The sequence below is a fragment of the Oceanobacter sp. ABM4_470 genome (genome assembly GCF_056158645.1).
The window spans coordinates 3,111,575-3,132,817 of record NZ_JBSWTR010000001.1 but is presented as its reverse complement, the minus strand read 5'-3'; the positions used below and the strand labels follow the sequence as shown (position 1 = coordinate 3,132,817).

General features: G+C 55.9%; 7 protein-coding genes. 6 read left to right on the top strand and 1 reads right to left on the bottom strand.

Annotated elements, in window-relative coordinates; all coding sequences use genetic code 11:
- Window positions 1-126: 126 nt before the first annotated feature.
- Window positions 127-2,136 carry a DNA topoisomerase III gene (locus ACXADJ_RS13805; protein WP_475066882.1) on the top strand — a complete coding sequence of 670 codons (2,010 nt, stop codon included), beginning with the start codon at window positions 127-129 and terminating at the stop codon, window positions 2,134-2,136.
- Between the two features lie 11 nt (window positions 2,137-2,147).
- Here the strand turns inward: ACXADJ_RS13805 and ACXADJ_RS13800 are convergent, their stop codons facing one another.
- Window positions 2,148-3,812 carry a sigma-54-dependent transcriptional regulator gene (locus tag ACXADJ_RS13800; protein ID WP_475066880.1) on the bottom strand — a complete coding sequence of 555 codons (1,665 nt, stop codon included), beginning with the start codon at window positions 3,810-3,812 and terminating at the stop codon, window positions 2,148-2,150.
- Between the two features lie 242 nt (window positions 3,813-4,054).
- On the opposite strand from ACXADJ_RS13800, the gene ACXADJ_RS13795 reads away from it, so the two are divergent.
- From ACXADJ_RS13795 to ACXADJ_RS13775, 5 genes are all read left to right on the top strand, one after another.
- Window positions 4,055-4,453, top strand: coding sequence for a response regulator (locus ACXADJ_RS13795; RefSeq protein WP_475066878.1), 399 nt, complete (start codon window positions 4,055-4,057; stop codon window positions 4,451-4,453).
- Between the two features lie 159 nt (window positions 4,454-4,612).
- Window positions 4,613-6,631 (top strand): TonB-dependent receptor plug domain-containing protein, encoded by a 2,019-nt coding sequence (locus tag ACXADJ_RS13790; protein WP_475066875.1) that lies wholly within the window; start codon window positions 4,613-4,615, stop codon window positions 6,629-6,631.
- An 18-nt stretch (window positions 6,632-6,649) separates the two neighbouring features.
- Window positions 6,650-7,249, top strand: a complete 600-nt coding sequence (locus tag ACXADJ_RS13785; protein ID WP_475066873.1) for a hypothetical protein — start codon at window positions 6,650-6,652, stop codon at window positions 7,247-7,249.
- Window positions 7,242-8,912, top strand: a complete 1,671-nt coding sequence (locus ACXADJ_RS13780; RefSeq protein ID WP_475066871.1) for a sensor histidine kinase — start codon at window positions 7,242-7,244, stop codon at window positions 8,910-8,912. Before ACXADJ_RS13785 ends, ACXADJ_RS13780 begins: the two co-directional genes overlap by 8 nt.
- 213 nt (window positions 8,913-9,125) lie before the next feature.
- A complete protein-coding gene (locus tag ACXADJ_RS13775; protein WP_475066869.1) occupies window positions 9,126-21,152 on the top strand; it encodes an Ig-like domain-containing protein in 12,027 nt (4,008 codons plus the stop codon).
- The last annotated feature ends 91 nt before the right edge of the window (window positions 21,153-21,243 follow it).

Genomic DNA, 21,243 nt, shown 5'->3' with positions numbered 1-21,243 from the left:
AAGCTTAGAAAATTTAAAAAAATCTGAAATTTTTTCCGATTTGGTGGTTTTTTAGTCATAAGGTTTTGTTTTTGCAGCAAAATCGGTAAATTAACTGGATGTTTGAACAGTATCTGGAATTCTTCCATGCGATTGATCATCGCTGAAAAGCCATCACTTGGCCGGGCCATTGCCGCGGTATTGCCAAAACCCCATCAAAAAGGGGAAGGATTTGTACGGGCGGCCAACGGCGATGTGGTCAGCTGGTGCATTGGTCACTTGCTGGAGCAGGCCGAGCCGGATGCCTACAACCCGGTTTTCAAACAGTGGAAGCTGGATCACCTGCCGATTGTGCCGGAACAGTGGCAATTGCAGCCGAAGCCTAAAACCCGCAAGCAGCTGTCGGTGCTGCGCAAACTGGTAAAAGAAGCCAGTCAGCTGGTGCATGCCGGCGACCCCGACCGCGAAGGGCAGTTATTGGTCGATGAGGTGATCAGCTATCTGAAGACCCCGGCCAACAAGAAGCAGGCCATGCAGCGTTTGTTGGTCAGTGACCTGAACCCGGCGGCAGTGAAAAAAGCGCTGAACCAGTTACGACCCAACAGCGAGTTTGTGCCGCTGTCGGTCTCGGCATTGGCGCGCAGTCGGGCCGACTGGCTGTACGGCATTAACCTGACCCGTGCCTGTACCATCAAAGGGCAGCAAGGCGGCTTGAAGCAGGTGCTGTCGGTGGGGCGGGTGCAAACCCCTGTGCTGGGCCTTGTTGTTAAGCGGGATCAGGCCATCGAGCAATTTGTCTCTCGGCCTTTTTACGAAGTGCGTGCTGCCATTCATATGGCCGAAGGGCAACCGTTGGCGTTCTATGCCAAATGGCAGCCCAGTGAAGCCTGTGCCGCTCATCAGGATGAAGACGGCCGGGTGCTGAACCCCAGGCTGGCGCATAATGTTGCCGAGCGTATACGCCATCAGGCCGCCAGAGTGCTGTCCTGCAACAAGAAGGAAAAGCAGCAAGCTGCGCCTTTGCCCTACAACCTGTCAGCCCTGCAAATTGATGCGGCCAAGGCCTTTGGCCTGAGTGCCAAGGTGGCACTGGACGCCTGTCAGAACCTGTACGAGAAGCATCAGCTGATTACTTATCCGCGTTCTGACTGTCGTTACTTGCCGATGGAGCATTTTGGCCAGCGCCAGTCGGTGGTGGCGGCGATTGGCAATAACGTTGCCGATGCCGGCCTTGGCAAGGCCGTGGCTGAGGTGAATCTGAGCCTGAAATCGAAAGCCTGGAATGACAGCAAGGTGGGTGCACACCACGCCATTATTCCGACCGAAAAGCGCAGCGATATCAGTAAACTGGGGCGCGCCGAACAACAAATTTACGGGCTGGTCGCGCGTCAGTACCTATTGCAGTTTTATCCGCCCTATCGTTATGCGGACCATAAAATCGAACTCGATATTGCCGGTGGGCTGTTTGTTGCCAGCCAGCGCAGCGCTCTGGATTTGGGCTGGAAAGCCATCATGCCGGTGCGCAAACCTGCTGCTGGCGAAGAACCGTCCGACGAGCAGCGTCCGCCGTTGCCTGATGTCAGTGCCGGGCAGCTGCTGTTCAGCGGCGACCCCAAAATTGACGAAAAGCATACCCAGCCGCCGGAGTTCTTTACCGACGCCACCCTGTTGGCGGCGATGACGGGCATCAACCGCTATGTGCAAAGCAAGGAGCTGAAAAAAATCCTCAAGGACACCGATGGCCTGGGGACTGAAGCGACCCGTGCATCCATCATCGAACTGCTGTTCAAACGGCAGTTCTTGCAACGTCAGGGCAAACAAATCAAGTCGACGCCGTTGGGGCGAGCGTTGATCAATGCCTTGCCAGAACAAACCACGGTGCCGGACATGACCGCCCATTGGGAGCGGCAGCTGAACGACATCAGTGAGCGGACGTTAAATTACGACGGCTTTATGCAGCCGATGCTGAACGAGTTGGGGTTGCTGGTGGGCCAAGCTGGCAAGTTGGATATCGGGGCGTTTCAGGGGCTTCCTGCACCGGCCCAAACGCCGTATCGACGCGGCCGTCGTGCGGGTTCAAGCGGCAGCACCCGTTCCCGCAGCAGTACCAGTAAAAGCTCCGGCAGCCACTCTGGTACTGGCCGGCGTAAGTCATAGGCTCCAACGAGTCAGACTTCTGGCAGTACGTAATAGCTCCATCGGCGTTCGCCCTGTTTGCTCAACTTGCCTTCTTTATGCAGTTTTTTCAGCAGGTATGAGGCGCGGCCGTGGTCAACGTCCAACAGTTGCTGTGCGGTGGCGTTGTTGATGCGGTCGTTGTGACGAACAAAGTCCAGCAGCATAGCCTCGTCGTTATCCACTTGTGTCCCCGGCGGGGCAAAAGCAAAGCCAGAACCCGGGCCTTGGCCTGAGACCGGGTGGGTTCTGTGGGTCGATGCCGCTGTTTGAGAGGCTCGTTCCTGAGCAGTACTTTCTTCAACATTACTTTCCTCAACCGCTATTCCCTGAACAGCGGCTTCGGTTGGCGCTTCGACAAAGTTCAGATGGCGGCGAGTGATGCACTGACCGCGACTGGCGATCAGCGCAAATTCAATCATATTGCGCAGCTCACGCACGTTGCCCGGAAAACCGTAGCTCTGGATAGCCTGCATGGCCTCAGGGCTAATTGCCGATGACGGGGCGTCGGCCTGTTCTCGCTGGCGGCCCATTTGACGGCTCAGAGTGCTGATAAAGTGGTTCACCAGCAATGGAATGTCGTTCATGCGTTCGCGCAGGGGCGGTAATTCCATGCGGTAGCCTGCCAGTCGGAAGTACAGGTCCTGACGGAATTCCTGACGGTTGACCCGCTGTTGCAGGTTGACGTTGGTGGCTGCCACCACCCGAACGTTTACCTGCTTTTGTTTGTTGCTGCCAATCGGCGTCAGCAAACCATCTTCCAGCACGCGCAGCAGCTTGGTTTGCAGCCCTAATGGCATGTCGCCAATTTCATCCAGAAACAGGGTGCCGCCGTTGGCTTGTTCGAAATAGCCGGTACGGTCGTTGATGGCGCCAGTGAAGGCGCCACGGGTGTGGCCAAAAAACTCGGCGTCGGCCAATTCGGCCGGAATCGCGGCGCAGTTCACTGCAATAAAAGGTTTCGCCGAACGCTGGCTGCCGTAGTGAATGGCCCGCGACACCAGCTCTTTGCCGGTGCCGCTTTCGCCCAGTACCAACACGTTGGTATCTGGTGCCTGTTGCAGGCTTCTGAGCTGTTCCAGCAGCTCCAGCATGCGTTGGCTTTGGCCGACAAACGCATCCAGTCCCCAGCGTTCTGCCTCCTGACGGGTCAGGGCCGACAAGGTGTTCTGGCTGGTGTTAAGGGCTGCTTCTGCTTGCTGGCGCTTGTCGATCTGGGCCTGCAACTCCTGATTCAGTGCTTGCAGCTGCTGGTTACGTTGCAGCAGTTCCTGTTGCTGTTGCTGAATGGTCAGCTGGGCCTGAATGCGCGCCAGTACTTCCTGTCGATGCAGCGGTTTGGTGACATAGTCGATAGCACCAGCTTCAAAGCCTTTGACCCGATGTTGCGGGTCAGACAACGCGCTCATGAAAATCACCGGGGTTTTGCTGCCTTGTGGCAGTTGCTTCAGACGACGGCAGGTTTCGTAGCCGTCGATGCCCGGCATCATCACATCCAGCAGAATCAGGTCTGGTTGGTGCTGGCTGGCCAGTTGCAGAGCATCTTCGCCGCAGGTGGCTACTGACAGTTGCAGGTTGGCTTCGGCCAGATAGCTGACCAGCACATCAAGGTTATCGGGCTGGTCGTCAACGATCAGCAATTTGGGCAGTTGGGTCATGGGGTCGGGTGTCTGCTAGCCAGGGAACGTCAGCAATCTATAAGAGTTTTATAAGAAAATCCTGTCGATTCTATCGCGAATCTATGAGGTTTCTATAAGCGTCAGTATGAAATTCTATAAGGTTTTTTGCTTATAAAATCATGAGTATTTTTATAAATCATTGATTTTAAATGAAATTATTTTTTGGCCCGTAACCTGCTATGTCAGCTGTAACGAAGATAAAAACGATTTGGGGGTTACTTATGATGCTGGCGCAAAATTACAACGAATCCTTGCCTATGGTACTGGTGATCGACGACAACCCGACCAACCTGGATGTGGTCATCGAGCACCTGGGCAAAGAAGCCATTGATGTTCGTGCGGCAACATCCGGTATGGAAGGGCTGGAACTGGCGCGTTTTCTGGAGCCGGATTTGATCCTGCTGGATGTGCTGATGCCGGATATGAACGGTTATGAGGTGTGTCGTCGCATCAAGCGAGATCCTCAGTTGGCCAATATTCCGGTGGTGTTCCTTTCGGCGCTGGGCGAACAGGTACGGCGTGATCACGGTTTCCGGGTTGGTGGGGCCGATTATCTGCAAAAGCCGTTCGTGGCAGAAGAATTGAAAAGCAGTGTCTGGAATAATCTGGCCGTAGCCTAATCCACCCTCAACACCGGAAACACCACCACCATGATGGCTTTTGATGGCGGCGACCCAGGTCGTTCAGGAAATAACTCCAACACACCTGCACGACGATCACTTCTTTTACCAACTCCATTGCATGGCCTGTGCCGTGGATTGATGCTGGCGACAACAACCATGGCGACAATAACCATGGCAACCGCGGCGATGGCGGACGAATTAGCCAGCCAGGATGAGCTGGGTGAGTTGATGGCCTTGCTGCAACAGGAAACCGAGCTGGCAACCCAAACTCGCATGAACGCTGACTACGTGCCGGGCATGGTGTCGGTGTTGTACGCCGAGGATGCGCTGGTTTCCGGCAAGCATACGGTGGCGGATGTGTTGTCGGATGTGGCCGGGTTTATGGTTAATGAAACCAATAGCGGCGACAAGCGCGTGATTGTGCGTGGTGTCGGCGCGACCCAGAACGCCAGTAACCTGAAGCTGATGCTGGATGGAGTGGCGGTCAATCGGCCAACCGATGGCTCTGCCGACTGGCTATTCCGCATGCCGTTGACCATGGTCGATCGGGTGGAAGTGATTCGTGGGCCGGGTTCGTCGGTACATGGCGGTTTTGCCTTTTCCGGCGTGGTGAACGTGATCCCGCGAACCGAAAATTCCGTTGGTGCCTTCAGCGGCAGCCAACAGCAGCGCCGGTTGGCTCTGAACCTCAGTGAATCGACCGACGCTGGCGTGAACACCCGTCTGTTAGCTTCGTTCTGGCGCAAGGGCAACTCTGGTCTTGAAACCGGCCCGGATAATTTCCGGCCGTCGGCAACGCATTCGCCGGGGCGTGTTTATGACCATGAGCAGGGTGCCATGATGGTGGCCGGTATCGACTGGCAGGGCTATCGTTTTGACATCAGCATGGTGTCGACCGAGCGAGGCCCGGGTCATGGTGAATCCGCCGCGTTGCCGTATGAATCTGATCCTCGAATTGAACAATCGGTAGCGGCCAGACTGGGCAAGCAGTGGCGGTTAGCTGAAGGTGTAATCCTCAACAGCGAGTTCAGCTATCTCAATACCGGCTTGAACAAGGCACTGTCGTTGCCGTTGCCAGCGGGCATTACGCCGCCGGGCCTTACTCAGCCACTTCGTAATGACGTATTCCGTTCTTCGGGCAGTCAGGATCACGCTTACGCCTTGCGCACGGATTTGACCTGGCAATGGTCGGATGCTCATTTGTTGCATGGGGGGCTATCCAGCCAACACCTGAAAGTCGATTCTTCCTACACCTTGCGATCGGTGAATGGCGAGAACCATGAGTATATTGCCGACGGCGGTGACCCGGTGATTGAAGGCAGCAGCCGCTACGTTAATGCGTTTGGCCTGCAAGACCAGTGGCAAGTGACGGAAGCTCTGGCCATTACCACCGGTGTGCGTGTCGACCAGTACACCGACTGGGGCAACCATGTTTCGCCACGTCTGGCGGCGGTATGGCAACTGGACGGCGGCCACATTCTCAAGCTGCAATACGCCGAAGCGTTCCGGCCGCCATCGTTGGAAGAGGCGAATCCCGGGCCGGATTCCAACCTTGCGGGCAGCGGCTCCCTGAATGAAGAAATCATCAAATCCTGGGAAGCGGCCTGGGTGTACCGTGGCGATGACGAACGCCTGTCGGCGACGGTGTTCCGCACCAAAGTGCAGGATCTGATCGAGTTCTATATCAATCCCGGACGTCCACCTGTGTGGCGCAACCGCGGAGATATCATGACGGTGGGCGCTGAACTGGAGTGGCAACAGCAGGTCAGTCGTTCACTGGAGTGGAGTGGTAACCTCAGTTACGCCAATGCCAAGGATTACTTCGATCCGGATCAGCGCTTGTTGGGAGCTGTCGACTGGATGGCGAACATCAAAGGCCGCTGGTATCTCAGTGATGGCGTCAGCACTAACCTGAACGTACGTTACATTGGCCAGCAGGAAGGTTGGGAAGTGGGTCGTCGAGTGCCCCATGAACGTCGTTTCCCGGCTTACTGGTTGTTCGATGTGTCGCTGGAATGGCGTCATGCCTTTGCCATCGATGACCTCTACATGCTGGCTAGCTGTCAGAACCTGACCGACCGGCAGTATCGCTCGGTACCTTCCCCAAGTCAGTATCCGGAAGGGTTGAACAACGGCTACCGCCAACTGGGAGTTGGCGTTAAATATGAATTCTGATCAGAGCATTTATTGTTAATGAACCCCCTGACGCTGCGGCCGGGCATGGATGCCTGCCTGCGCTGGGTCAGCCGTTTGATGCTAGTCACACTGCTGATGTCCACGCCCACACACAGCCTGTTTGCGGACGCTGCAAGCGACCGCCGGGCTCGTGTTGGCCTCAATTTGTTTCGTACCTTCGTTAATGCCGATCTGACCCTCGACAGCCATGCGCAAAACAACCGCATTCCGGTGGCCATGCTGTATCTGACCTCCAACCTTCAGGCACGTGAATTCCGCGACCAGCTGGAGCAAACCTGGCCGTCGGTGCAGGGCTATCAAACGGAGATTCAGGTGGTGTCGTTGCAGCAGCTGTTGGCACAACCGAATGCAAACATGCCTGCGGCTGTGTTTGTGACAGAACGACTCAATGTGCAGGAGCGTCAGCAGCTGGTCGAGCTGACCATCAAACATCAGGTGGCGGTATTCTCGCCGTTTGAAGGGGATGTGGAGGCCGGCATTCTTGGGGGGCTGTCGGTTACGTCGAGCGTGAAACCCACCGTCAATCTGACCACCTTGCAGCTCAGCAAGCTGTCGATCAAATCGTTTTACCTGAGTGTGGCGCGTACCTATGAATAGAGGGGATAAAGGGAATAGCGGGGATATAGGGAACAACGGCCAATCCATCTGGCAGCGTTGCCTGAACCGGTTGTTCAATTGCGTCGACTGCGCCAAACGGCGGTTCCGTGAGCTGCGGCAGCACCTGCTGATTACCGCCGTCTTTGTGGGGCTGGTGGCAGCGCAATTCAATTCTCTCGACAGCTACTGGAAAAACACCCTCGAGCCACGCTTGCGCAGTACCACGGGCGCTCAGGCCAACATTATTGCGCAGTCGCAAACTTCGGTGTTGGTCGAGATTCTCGAGCACGGCAACCCCGATACCATGGCCCGGCAGTTGTACGATGCAGTGCAGGAAATGCTGGTGGTGGAAGACCCGGCGACGGGCGCTGCCATGGTCAAGGGCGTAGGCTTACTGGTTGACTACGACACCCTTGGCGTACCGGTTGGAACCCTCGACATGGCCGAAGGAGACCTGGTGTGTGGCGAATGTTTCAAGGCCTCCCTGCCGTTGATCAACGAAGCCGGCGTGCTGCTCGGCTTGGTCGACTTTAACCTCAGTGACGCCAACTACCAGCAGTTAGCCGCAGACATGCGCGAGCGACTGTTTCGGGAATCGGCCCTGGTCGTGGCATTGCTGGTGGTGGTGTGGATGTTGATGCTGGCGGTGTTTCACCGGCTGCATCTGGCCAAACGCCAGATCGAAGAATCCGACCGTGCCAAAACCCGCTTTATGGCCAATGTAACCCATGAACTGCGCACGCCATTGAACGGCATTCTGGGCTACAGCCAGCTGATGAAAGCCGATGAGTCGCTGGCAGCGCAGCATGGCAAAGGCATCAAAACCATTGACCGCTGTGCCCGTCACTTGCTGTTGCTGATTAACGATATTCTCGACTTTTCAAAAGCCGATGAAGAAAAGCTGGTGCTTCATCCCGGTGAACTGCACCTGCCATCTTTCCTGCTCACCATCATGCAAATGACCGAAGTTCGGGCCCGTGAAAAAGGTCTGAAGCTGGCGTTTATTGGTCCGGAAAAGATACCCAGCTACGTGCTGGTGGACGAAAAACGCTTGCGTCAGGTTGCCCTCAACCTGTGTAGCAATGCGCTGAAGTTTACTTCTGAAGGCGGCGTTACCGTGTTCATGGAAGTGCTCAAACAGAACGACAAAACGGCAACCTTCCGCTGGCGGGTGGTCGATACCGGTATCGGCATCGCCCAACAGGATATGAAGAAAATCTTTGTGCCATTTCAGCAGTTGGATAACGAAATTACCCGCGCTGAAGGCTCGGGCCTGGGGCTCAGTATTTGCCAGCGCATCCTGCAACAAATGGGCTCACGGCTGCATGTGGACAGTGAGGTTGGTAAAGGCTCGGAATTCTGGTTCGACCTGACCTTGCCGCTGCTGAGCCAGGAAATGACCTCCACCATCAAACCCATGCCAGAGACACAAGCCGACGAGACTGATACTGCCGCTGCCGAGCTGGTGTTGCCGCCGGATGAATTGCTGATGGAGCTGAAAGAGGCGGCCATGCAGCACAACATTCTGCGGGTGCGGCAACTGCTCACCGAGCTGGAATCCGAGCCTGACTATCAGGTGTTCTGCGATCAGGCTCAGGAGCTGGTGGGGCAGTACCGTTTCAAGGCGCTGGGGGAGTGGTTGGCTTCGCTGTCAGATGCCTGAACCGACGCTATCACTCACAGCCTCCTGGAACGGAAACGCGCATGCCTGGGGGTGATCATTTTCCGGCAAAATGCCGCCATTTCTCCGTCGTTTTGTTGATAGATTGTACAAAAGCGCAACCGCCGGTTACCTAACACTCACATCATTATTGCGCTCGGGAACCTACGCTATTACCTGACTTAAAAGGTATGAATTACCGTGTAGAGGTTTCTGATGGCTCGCAAAATTCACAAAAACACCCCTCGTTTGGCTCTTGAACGTCGTCGCATGTTTGACGGCGCTGGGCTGATTACATCGCTGGATGCGTTGAGTGGCAGTGGTGAGCCAGCCGAGCCGATGGCTGACAAAAACAGCGGCCCGCTGGTACAACCGCAGCTGCTGGGTGGGTTGATCGGTGCCGTTACGGACACCGTCGGTGGCGTTCTGGAAACCACCAATAATGTTGTTAATAGCCTGTTGTCGATACCAGAGCTGCCTTTGCTGGCGGAAGATCAGTCACTGGTGTTTCTGGATGTGGGCTTGATCGAGTTGGATTTACTCAACATCAACGCCAGCCTGGTGGACTTGACCCTGGACGTTCCGGTTGGGTCGTTTGAACTGGATCAGTCGGCTGATGTGTCATTGTCTGAAACAGCACCAGGCACGATCACTCTGACGGGCAGCCCTCTGAATATCAACGCGGTACTGGAAAGCCTGGTGTATGTCCCCGGTGACGATTACAACGGCCCCACTACGATTAATCTTGCTTTAACTGACAGCCTGCTTGGTTTGCCGCTGGTGAGCCTGGAGTTGCCACTGACCATTGTTCCGGTGGAGGATATCGTCGCTGACACCGTCAACGTCAATGGCACCGACCCGGTGGCCTTTAACGTCATGGCCAACGACACCTTTGAGAACAGCGGTGCAGCCATCGACAGCTACACTCAGCCAACCAACGGTTCCGTGACCATCGATGCCAACGGCAATGCGGTGTACCAGGCCAATAACGGCTATACCGGTAGTGACAGTTTCACCTACACCGTGCTGTCGAATAGCACCACAGAAACCACCACGGTGACCGTTAACACCAATGGTGTTCCGGAAACTACCGGTATCTCCGACAGCAATACCACCCGTGGCGAAGCCGTTCTGATTGATCTGAGTGGCGCTTTCAGTGACCCGGATGGCGATCCGCTGATTTACACTTGCGTTGATTTGCCAGATGGCCTGTCGCTGGACCCGAACACCGGCATTTTGTCCGGCACCGTGGCAGAGGCTGAACTGCAAGCCTCCGCAGATGGCACCTTCCCGCTGACGATCACCGCCACCGATCCACAAGGCGCTCAGATTTCCAGCAGCTTCGACCTCAACGTCGACCTGAGTGTGTCGGCGCTGGTGAACCTGCCAACGATCCCTCTTCTGGCGGAAGACCAATCGCTGATTTTTGCTGATGTGGGCCTGATTGAACTGCAAGCGGGCAACATCAACGCCAGCCTGGTTGATGTGACGTTGGATGTACCTTTGGGTGCGCTGTCTGTGGATCAAACCGCCGGTGTGTCGCTGTCGCAAACCGAACCCGGCACCGTCACGCTCAGCGGCAACGTTGCCGATATTAATCTGGCGCTGCAAAGTCTGGTGTACACCCCGGGAGCGGATTACAACGGCCCGGTAACCATCGATCTGGCATTAACTGACAGCCTGCTTGGTTTGCCTCTGGTGAGCCTGGAACTGCCGATTACTATCACACCTGTGGTCGATATTGAGGCCGATACGGTGTACACCAACGGCAGTGATCCGGTCGGCTTCAACGTGATGGCCAACGACACCTTTGAAAACCCGGCAGCGGCGGTGACTTCATACACCCAGCCAGCCAACGGCACGGTTACGATTGATGCCAACGGCAACGCGACCTATCAGGCTAACAACGGCTTCAGCGGCAGCGATACCTTCACCTATACGGTCACATCCAGCGGCACCACCGAAACCACCACCGTTACGGTGAACGTTAACGCGGTACCTACGACCACCGGCATTCCAGACCTCAACGCACAGGACAGCGGTACGGTATCGCTGGATGTCAGTGGCCAATTTGCCGACAGTGATTCCGCCAGCCTGACATTCTCAGCAACCGGGTTGCCGAACGGCCTGAGTATTGATCCCAATACCGGCGTGATCAGCGGCACCCTGGATGCCGATGCATCCACCCAACTGGCCAACGGTGAATACAACATTACTGTCACCGCAACAGACACCGAAGGTGCCTCCGTAGCGGCCAGCTTCACCATGACGGTTCTGAACCCGGCGCCAACCGCGGTGGACGACAGTGCCAGTGGTAATGAAGACACCAGTATCAGCGGCAACGTACTGACCAACGATTCAGACCCGGATGGCGACACCCTGTCGGTGAACACCACACCGGTAACCGGCCCAGCCAACGGCAGCGTGGTGCTGCAACCCGATGGTGGCTTCGTTTACACCCCAAATGCTGACTTTGCCGGAACCGACTCCTTCGTTTACGAAGTAACCGACTCGGATGGCGGCACCTCAACAGCCACCGTTACCCTGACGGTGAACAACGTCAACGACGCGCCGACAACACCAAGCGGCCGTACTGAAACCACCGCCGAAGATACTTCAGCCTCAATTGATCTGCTGGCAGGCTCTGCTGACGTAGACGGTGACACAGTGGTTGTGGATAGCGCCAGCGCCCTGAACGGCACGGTATCCGTGGATGCTAACGGCGTTGCCACCTACACACCTAATCAGGACTTCAACGGCACCGACACCATTACCTACACCTTGAGTGACGGTAACGGCGGCACCGTGACCGAGACGATTACAGTCACTGTCACCGCTGAAAACGATGCGCCTACCACGCCAAGCGGCCGTACTGAAACTACGGCGGAAGATACCCCAGCATCTATTGATTTGCTGGCAGGCAGCAATGATGTAGACGGCGATACCGTCACCGTAGACTCAGCATCCGCTCTGAACGGCACTATCTCCGTCGACGCCAACGGCGTAGCAACTTACACACCTAACCAGGACTTCAACGGCACCGACACCATCACTTACACCTTGAGTGACGGTAATGGTGGAACCGTGACCGAGACGATTACAGTCACTGTAACTGCTGAAAACGACGCGCCAACGACTCCAAGCGGCCGTACTGAAACTACAGCCGAAGACACCCCAGCTTCCATTGATCTGCTGGCAGGTTCTGCCGACGTTGATGGCGACACTGTAGTTGTGGATAGCGCCAGTGCGCTGAATGGTACGGTATCTGTCGACGCTAACGGCGTTGCCACCTACACACCGAACCAGAACTTCAACGGCACCGATACCATCACCTATACCTTGAGTGACGGTAATGGCGGCACGGTAACTGAGACGATCACCGTCACCGTTACTGCTGAAAACGACGCACCAACGACACCGTCCGGCCGAACTGAAACTACGGCGGAAGACACTCCAGCGTCCATCGACCTGTTGGCCGGTTCCGGTGATGTTGATGGCGATACGGTTACTGTCGACTCCGCGTCAGCGCTGAACGGTACGATCACTGTCGACGCTAACGGCGTAGCGACTTACACACCGAATGCTGATTTTAACGGCACGGACACCATCACTTACACCTTGAGTGACGGTAATGGTGGAACCGTAACTGAAACCATTGCAGTCACCGTAACCGCCGAAAACGACGCACCAACGACTCCAAGTGGCCGTACTGAAACTACGGCGGAAGATACCCCAGCGTCTATCGACTTGTTGGCCGGTTCCGCTGATGTAGACGGAGACACAGTGGTTGTAGATAGCGCCAGCGCGTTGAACGGTACGATCACTGTCGACGCTAACGGCGTTGCTACCTACACGCCTAACGCCGACTTCAACGGCACCGATACCATCACTTACACCCTGAGTGACGGTAACGGCGGCACGGTAACTGAGACGATCACCGTCACCGTCACTGCTGAAAACGATGCACCAACGACACCGTCTGGCCGTACGGAAACCACTGCCGAAGACACTCCGGCGAGCATTGATCTGCTGGCAGGCTCTTCCGACGTTGATGGAGATACGGTCACTGTCGACTCCGCGTCAGCGCTGAACGGTACGATCACTGTCGACGCCAACGGCGTAGCGACTTACACACCGAATGCTGATTTCAACGGCACCGATACCATCACCTACACCCTGAGTGACGGTAACGGCGGCACTGTGACCGAGACGATTACAGTCACTGTAACTGCTGAGAACGATGCGCCAACGACTCCAAGTGGCCGTACGGAAACTACGGCTGAAGATACTCCAGCGTCTATCGACTTGTTGGCCGGTTCCGGTGATGTAGACGGAGACACAGTGGTTGTAGATAGCGCCAGCGCGTTGAACGGCACGATCACTGTCGACGCCAACGGCGTAGCGACTTACACACCGAATGCTGATTTTAACGGCACGGACACCATCACTTATACGCTGAGTGACGGTAACGGCGGCACCGTGACTGAAACCATCACAGTCACTGTCACCGCTGAAAACGACGCACCAACCACGCCGTCTGGTCGTACTGAAACCACCGCCGAAGACACTCCAGCAAGCATTGATCTGCTGGCCGGTTCCGCTGATGCGGATGGTGATACGGTTACCGTGGACTCCGCATCTGCGTTGAACGGCACGGTATCCGTGGATGCCAACGGCGTAGCAACTTACACACCGAATGCTGATTTCAACGGCACGGATACCATCACTTATACGCTGAGTGACGGTAACGGCGGCACCGTGACTGAAACCATCACAGTCACCGTTACTGCTGAAAACGATGTACCAACCACCCCAAGTGGTCGAACTGAAACCACCGCTGAAGACACTCCAGCGTCCATCGACCTGTTGGCCGGTTCCGGTGATGTTGATGGCGATACGGTTACTGTCGACTCCGCGTCAGCGCTGAACGGTACGATCACTGTCGACGCTAACGGCGTCGCAACCTACACCCCGAACCAGGACTTCAACGGCACCGACACCATCACCTATACCTTGAGTGACGGTAACGGCGGTACGGTAACTGAAACCATCACAGTCACTGTTACGGCTGAAAACGATGCACCAACGACACCGTCTGGCCGTACGGAAACCACCGCCGAAGATACTCCAGCGTCTATCGACCTGTTGGCGGGCTCTGCTGACGCAGATGGTGACGCTGTGGTTGTGGACAGCGCCAGTGCGCTGAACGGTACGGTATCTGTCGACGCTAACGGCGTTGCTACCTACACCCCTAACGCCGACTTCAACGGCACCGACACCATCACCTACACGCTGAGTGACGGTAACGGCGGCACCGTCACTGAAACCATCACAGTCACTGTTACGGCTGAAAACGATGCACCAACGACACCGTCTGGCCGTACGGAAACCACCGCCGAAGATACTCCAGCGTCTATCGACCTGTTGGCGGGCTCTGCTGACGCAGATGGTGACGCTGTGGTTGTGGACAGCGCCAGTGCGCTGAACGGTACGGTATCTGTCGATGCTAACGGCGTTGCGACCTATACGCCGAATGCGGATTTCAATGGCACCGACACCATCACTTATACGTTGAGTGACGGTAACGGCGGTACGGTAACCGAAACCATCACGGTAACCGTTACTGCTGAAAATGACGCACCAACTACGCCAGGTGGCCGCACTGAAACCACTGTTGAAGACACTCCGGCGAGCATTGATTTGTTGGCAGGTTCTGCCGACGTTGATGGCGACACTGTCACCGTTGATTCTGCATCCGCTCTGAACGGCACTATCTCCGTCGACGCCAACGGCGTAGCAACCTACACCCCTAACGCCGACTTCAACGGCACCGACACCATCACTTACACCTTGAGTGACGGTAACGGCGGCACCGTGACCGAGACGATTACTGTCACTGTTACTGCTGAAAATGACGTACCAACCACCCCAAGTGGTCGAACTGAAACCACAGCGGAAGACACCCCGGCAAGCATTGATCTGCTGGCAGGTTCTGCCGACGTTGATGGCGACACCGTAGTTGTGGATAGCGCCAGTGCGCTGAATGGTACGGTAACTGTCGACGCTAACGGCGTCGCAACCTACACCCCGAACCAGGACTTCAACGGCACGGACACCATTACCTACACCTTGAGTGACGGTAACGGCGGTACGGTCACTGAAACCATCACGGTAACCGTCACTGCTGAAAATGATGCACCAACCACTCCAAGTGGCCGTACGGAAACTACGGCGGAAGATACCCCAGCATCTATTGATTTGCTGGCAGGCAGCAATGATGTAGACGGCGATACCGCGGTTGTGGACAGCGCCAGTGCGCTGAATGGTACGGTATCTGTCGACGCTAACGGCGTAGCGACTTACACCCCGAATGCTGATTTCAACGGCACCGACACCATTACCTACACATTGCGCGATGGTAACGGTGGCACGGTAACTGAAACCATTACGGTAACCGTTACTGCTGAAAACGATGCACCAACAGCAGGATCACAGTCTGCATCTACGAAGGAAGATATAGCGATCAATATCGATGTGCTGTCTCAAGCCAATGATGTTGACGGTGATGCTATTTCGGTCACATCGGCAACCGCAGCGAACGGCACGGTTGTTGTTGAACCTGATGGCTCTCTTACCTACACGCCAAACAATGGATTTACCGGCAGCGACACCATTACCTACGACATTGCAGATGGTAATGGTGCTACGGCAACAGGATCTGTCAGCGTGTCTGTCGATCCAGCAGGCTCGAACAGTAACCCTTATTCAACCGGTGCCCAGCCTGAAACCGTTGCTGAGGATGGTCAGACAAATATTGATTTGCTAGCAAGCATGGCAGACCCGGATGGAGACCCTCTAACAGTTGATAGTGCATCGGCTAACAATGGTTCGGTTGTTGTTGATGCAAATGGCATCGCCACTTACACACCCAACCCGGACTTTAACGGCACCGACACCATTACGTTCACCGTTAGCGATGGCAATGGCGGTTCTACAACCGAAACCATCACAGTAACCGTTACTGCTGAGAACGATGCGCCAACGACTCCAAGTGGCCGTACTGAAACCACCGCTGAAGATACTCCGGCGAGCATTGATCTGCTGGCGGGTAGCAATGATATCGATGGCGACACGGTTGTTGTGGACACCGCCAGTGCCTTGAACGGTACTGTCTCTGTTGACGCCAACGGCGTAGCGACTTACACACCGAATGCCGATTTCAACGGCACTGATACCATTACCTACACCCTGAGCGACGGTAACGGTGGCACGGTAACTGAAACCATCACGGTAACCGTCACTGCTGAAAATGATGCACCAACCACTCCAAGTGGCCGTACGGAAACTACGGCGGAAGATACCCCAGCATCTATTGATTTGCTGGCAGGCAGCAATGATGTAGACGGCGATACCGTCACCGTAGACTCAGCATCCGCTCTGAACGGCACTATCTCCGTCGACGCCAACGGCGTGGCAACCTACACACCAAACCCGGATTTCAACGGCACCGATACCATCACCTACACCCTGAGTGACGGTAACGGCGGCACCGTGACCGAGACGATTACAGTCACTGTCACCGCTGAAAACGATGTACCAACCACGCCAAGCGGTCGCACTGAAACCACCGCCGAAGACACTCCAGCGTCTATCGACTTGTTGGCCGGTTCCGCTGATGTTGATGGCGATACGGTTACTGTCGACTCCGCGTCAGCGCTGAACGGTACGATCACTGTCGACGCCAACGGCGTAGCGACTTACACACCGAATGCTGACTTCAACGGCACGGACACCATTACCTACACCCTGAGTGACAGTAACGGTGGCACGGTAACTGAAACCATTACGGTAACGGTTACTGCTGAACACGACGCACCAACGACTCCAAGTGGGCGTGCTGAAACTACGGCGGAAGATACCCCAGCATCTATTGATTTGCTGGCAGGCAGCAATGATGTAGACGGCGATACCGTCACCGTAGACTCAGCATCCGCTCTGAACGGCACTATCTCCGTCGACGCCAACGGCGTAGCAACCTACACGCCTAACGCCGATTTCAACGGCACCGATACCATCACCTACACACTGAGTGACGGTAACGGTGGCACGGTAACTGAAACCATTACAGTCACCGTTACAGCCGAAAACGACGCACCGACAACTCCAAGTGGCCGTACTGAAACTACGGCGGAAGATACCCCAGCATCTATTGATTTGCTGGCAGGCAGCAATGATGTAGACGGCGATACCGTCACCGTAGACTCAGCATCCGCTCTGAACGGTACTATCTCCGTCGACGCCAACGGCGTTGCCACCTACACACCGAACCAGGACTTCAATGGCACCGATACCATCACCTACACCTTGAGTGACGGTAATGGCGGCACCGTGACTGAAACCATTACGGTAACCGTTACTGCTGAAAACGATGCACCAACTACGCCAAACGGCCGCACTGAAACCACCGCCGAAGACACTCCAGCGAGCATTGATCTGCTGGCAGGCTCTGCTGACGTAGACGGTGACACCGTGGTTGTGGACAGCGCCAGTGCCCTCAACGGTACGGTATCTGTCGACGCTAACGGCGTAGCAACCTACACGCCTAACGCCGATTTCAACGGCACGGACACCATTACCTACACCCTGAGTGACGGTAACGGCGGCAGCGTGACTGAAACCATTTCAGTCACGGTTACTGCTGAAAACGACGCGCCAACGACTTCAAGCGGCCGTACTGAAACAACTGTTGAAGATACTCCTGCGAGCATTGATCTGCTGGCAGGCAGCAATGATGCGGATGGCGATACGGTTGTTGTGGATAGCGCCAGTGCGTTGAACGGTACTGTTACCGTTGACGCTAACGGCGTTGCCACTTACACCCCGAACCAGGACTTCAATGGCACCGATACCATCACTTACACCCTGAGTGACGGGAACGGCGGCACCGTCACTGAAACCATCACGGTAACCGTCACTGCTGAGAACGACGCTCCGACTACACCGTCTGGTCGTACTGAAACCACCGCCGAAGACACTCCGGCGAGCATTGATCTGCTGGCAGGCTCTTCCGACGTTGACGGCGATACCGTCACCGTAGACTCAGCATCCGCTCTGAACGGCACTATCTCCGTCGACGCCAACGGCGTGGCAACCTACACACCAAACCCGGATTTCAACGGCACCGATACCATCACCTACACCCTGAGTGACGGTAACGGCGGCACCGTGACCGAGACGATTACAGTCACTGTAACTGCTGAAAACGACACACCGACCACTCCAAGTGGCCGTACGGAAACTACGGCTGAAGATACTCCAGCGTCTATCGACTTGTTGGCCGGTTCCGGTGATGTAGACGGAGACACAGTGGTTGTAGATAGCGCCAGCGCGCTGAACGGTACGATCACTGTCGACGCCAACGGCGTAGCGACTTACACACCGAATGCGGATTTTAACGGCACGGACACCATTACCTACACCTTAAGTGACGGTAACGGCGGCACGGTAACTGAAACCATTACGGTAACGGTTACTGGTGATAACGAAGCACCTACCACTCCTAGTGGCCGGACTGAAACCACCGCCGAAGATACTCCAGCGTCTATCGACTTGTTGGCCGGTTCCGCTGACGTAGACGGCGATACCGTCACCGTAGACTCAGCATCCGCCCTTAACGGCACGGTATCCGTCGACGCTAACGGCGTAGCAACCTACACGCCTAACGCCGATTTCAACGGCACGGACACCATTACCTACACCTTAAGTGACGGTAACGACGGCACGGTAACTGAGACGATCACCGTCACCGTCACCGCTGAAAACGATGCCCCAACCAACAGCACCAGTGGCCGTACGGAAACCGTGACGGAAGACACTCCGGCGGCCATTGATCTGCTGGATGGCATTACGGATGCCGACGGTGATGCCCTGACTGTAGATGCTGCGGATGCCCTTAACGGCACGGTCACGGTAGATGACAACGGCGTAGCCACGTACACGCCGAACCCGGACTTCAACGGCACCGATACCATCACTTACACCGTGAGTGACGGTAATGGCGGTACCACGACGGAAACCATCACGGTAACGGTTACGGCTGAAAACGATGCGCCGACCAACAGCACCAGCGGCCGCACCGAAACCGTGACGGAAGACACTCCGGCGTCTATCGACCTGTTGGATGGCATTACGGATGCCGACGGCGATGTTCTGACCGTAGACACTGCGGATGCCCTGAACGGTACGGTCACGGTGGATGACAATGGCGTAGCCACGTACACGCCGAACCCGGACTTCAACGGCACCGATACCATCACCTACACCGTGAGTGACGGGAACGGCGGTACTACTACTGAAACCATCACGGTTACCGTCACCGCTGGAAACGATGCGCCAACCAACAGCACCAGTGGCCGTACGGAAACTGTAACGGAAGACACGCCGGCGGCTATTGATCTGCTGGATGGCATTGCGGATGCCGACGGCGATGTTCTGACCGTAGACACTGCGGATGCCCTGAACGGTACGGTCACGGTGGATGACAATGGCGTAGCCACGTACACGCCGAACCCGGACTTCAACGGCACCGATACCATCACTTACACCGTGAGTGACGGTAATGGCGGTACCACGACGGAAACCATCACGGTTACCGTCACCGCTGAAAACGATGCCCCAACCAACAGCACCAGTGGCCGTACGGAAACCGTGACGGAAGACACGCCGGCGTCTATCGACCTGTTGGATGGCATTACGGATGCCGACGGCGATGTTCTGACCGTAGACACTGCGGATGCCCTGAACGGTACGGTCACGGTGGATGACAATGGCGTAGCCACGTACACGCCGAACCCGGACTTCAACGGCACCGATACCATCACCTACACCGTGAGTGACGGGAACGGCGGTACTACTACTGAAACCATCACGGTTACCGTCACCGCTGGAAACGATGCGCCAACCAACAGCACCAGTGGCCGTACGGAAACTGTAACGGAAGACACGCCGGCGGCTATTGATCTGCTAGATGGCATTGCGGATGCCGACGGCGATGTTCTGACCGTAGACGCGGCAGATGCCCTGAACGGCACGGTCACGGTAGATGACAACGGCGTAGCCACGTACACGCCAAATCCGGACTTTGTTGGTGAAGACACCATCACTTACACCGTTGATGACGGCAATGGGGGCACCATTACCGAAACCATCACTGTGATTGTGGAAGGCGTAAACGACAACCCGGTTGTTGCGGATCTCGATACTGTGTCGGTGGAAGAAGACACCCAGGTTGAGATCGACATTACCGAGCAAATCTCTGATCCGGACGGCACCACTCCGCGTATTGAGGAAGTCAGCGCAGGTGCCGGAACCGCAGAGGTGTCTGAAGACGGCACCATCACCTACACACCACCTGAGGACTTCACTGGCACTGATACCATCGAGCTGGTAATCACCGATGATGAAGGTGGCCAGACAACCACCACCATCGTGGTGGATGTCACTCCGGTCAACGATGCACCGGTTGTCGACAATAATCCGGACGTGGTGGAAGTGGTGGCTGCCGAACCGATTGAGATCGATCCAGTCGCGATTGTATCCGACCCGGATGGCGACGAATTGACGCTCGAATCGGCCACGTCTGACCAGGGTACCGTCGAGATTACCGACGACAACACCATCATTTTCACCCCCGATCCTGACAGCAGCGGTGAAGGCACCATTGAGTTCACCGTGACCGATGGCGAAACCACCGTTACCGGCACGATTCCGGTCGACATTGATGGTCCAGCGTTTGTCACAGAGGCTCAAGATTCAGACAGTGACATTCCTGTCCCGGAAGCGGCAGAACAGGTTGAACTGCAACTGGACGACTATTCTGAAGTATTACTACAGGCCGTTGACGGCGTGAAACGTCTGAACGGTTTGGCCGACCTCAGCAGTGGTTCTCCGACTGCCGCTTTGGTGGCCAGCCTGGGGAATGGTGATACTCAAACGGTTGAGCTGGGAGCCACAGACAACAACATCATGCAGCAGGCCGTGGGCGACTTGAATGAAAGTGCCCGTACGCCGCTGGATGTCACGGAAGACGTTGCAGGCATCAGTGATACGGATGCCGCAGAAACCATTGAGCAGCGCGGTACACCAGCAGAACAGTTGGCTAAAGCGCCACTGGGGCGCCAGTTGGAAACCGCCGATAACCAAACCCGAGAGGCTATGGAACGAATCTATAAAATTCTGAGTTAACCCCTGTCACGGGGAAGGGGTGCTGCTTTGCGGCCGACTACTGGAATACTGCTTACCACATCAGTCCTGATGCTGGCGGGCTGTGCAACCA

What these genes read in the sequence shown, in the direction of transcription:
- ACXADJ_RS13795 (WP_475066878.1), top strand. Translation starts at nt 4,055, where the DNA reads ATGATGCTGGCGCAAAATTACAACGAATCCTTGCCTATGGTACTGGTG.
- ACXADJ_RS13775 (WP_475066869.1), top strand. Translation starts at nt 9,126, where the DNA reads ATGGCTCGCAAAATTCACAAAAACACCCCTCGTTTGGCTCTTGAACGT.
- ACXADJ_RS13780 (WP_475066871.1), top strand. Translation starts at nt 7,242, where the DNA reads ATGAATAGAGGGGATAAAGGGAATAGCGGGGATATAGGGAACAACGGC.
- ACXADJ_RS13800 (WP_475066880.1), bottom strand. Translation starts at nt 3,812, where the DNA reads ATGACCCAACTGCCCAAATTGCTGATCGTTGACGACCAGCCCGATAAC.
- ACXADJ_RS13790 (WP_475066875.1), top strand. Translation starts at nt 4,613, where the DNA reads ATGGCGACAATAACCATGGCAACCGCGGCGATGGCGGACGAATTAGCC.
- ACXADJ_RS13805 (WP_475066882.1), top strand. Translation starts at nt 127, where the DNA reads ATGCGATTGATCATCGCTGAAAAGCCATCACTTGGCCGGGCCATTGCC.
- ACXADJ_RS13785 (WP_475066873.1), top strand. Translation starts at nt 6,650, where the DNA reads ATGAACCCCCTGACGCTGCGGCCGGGCATGGATGCCTGCCTGCGCTGG.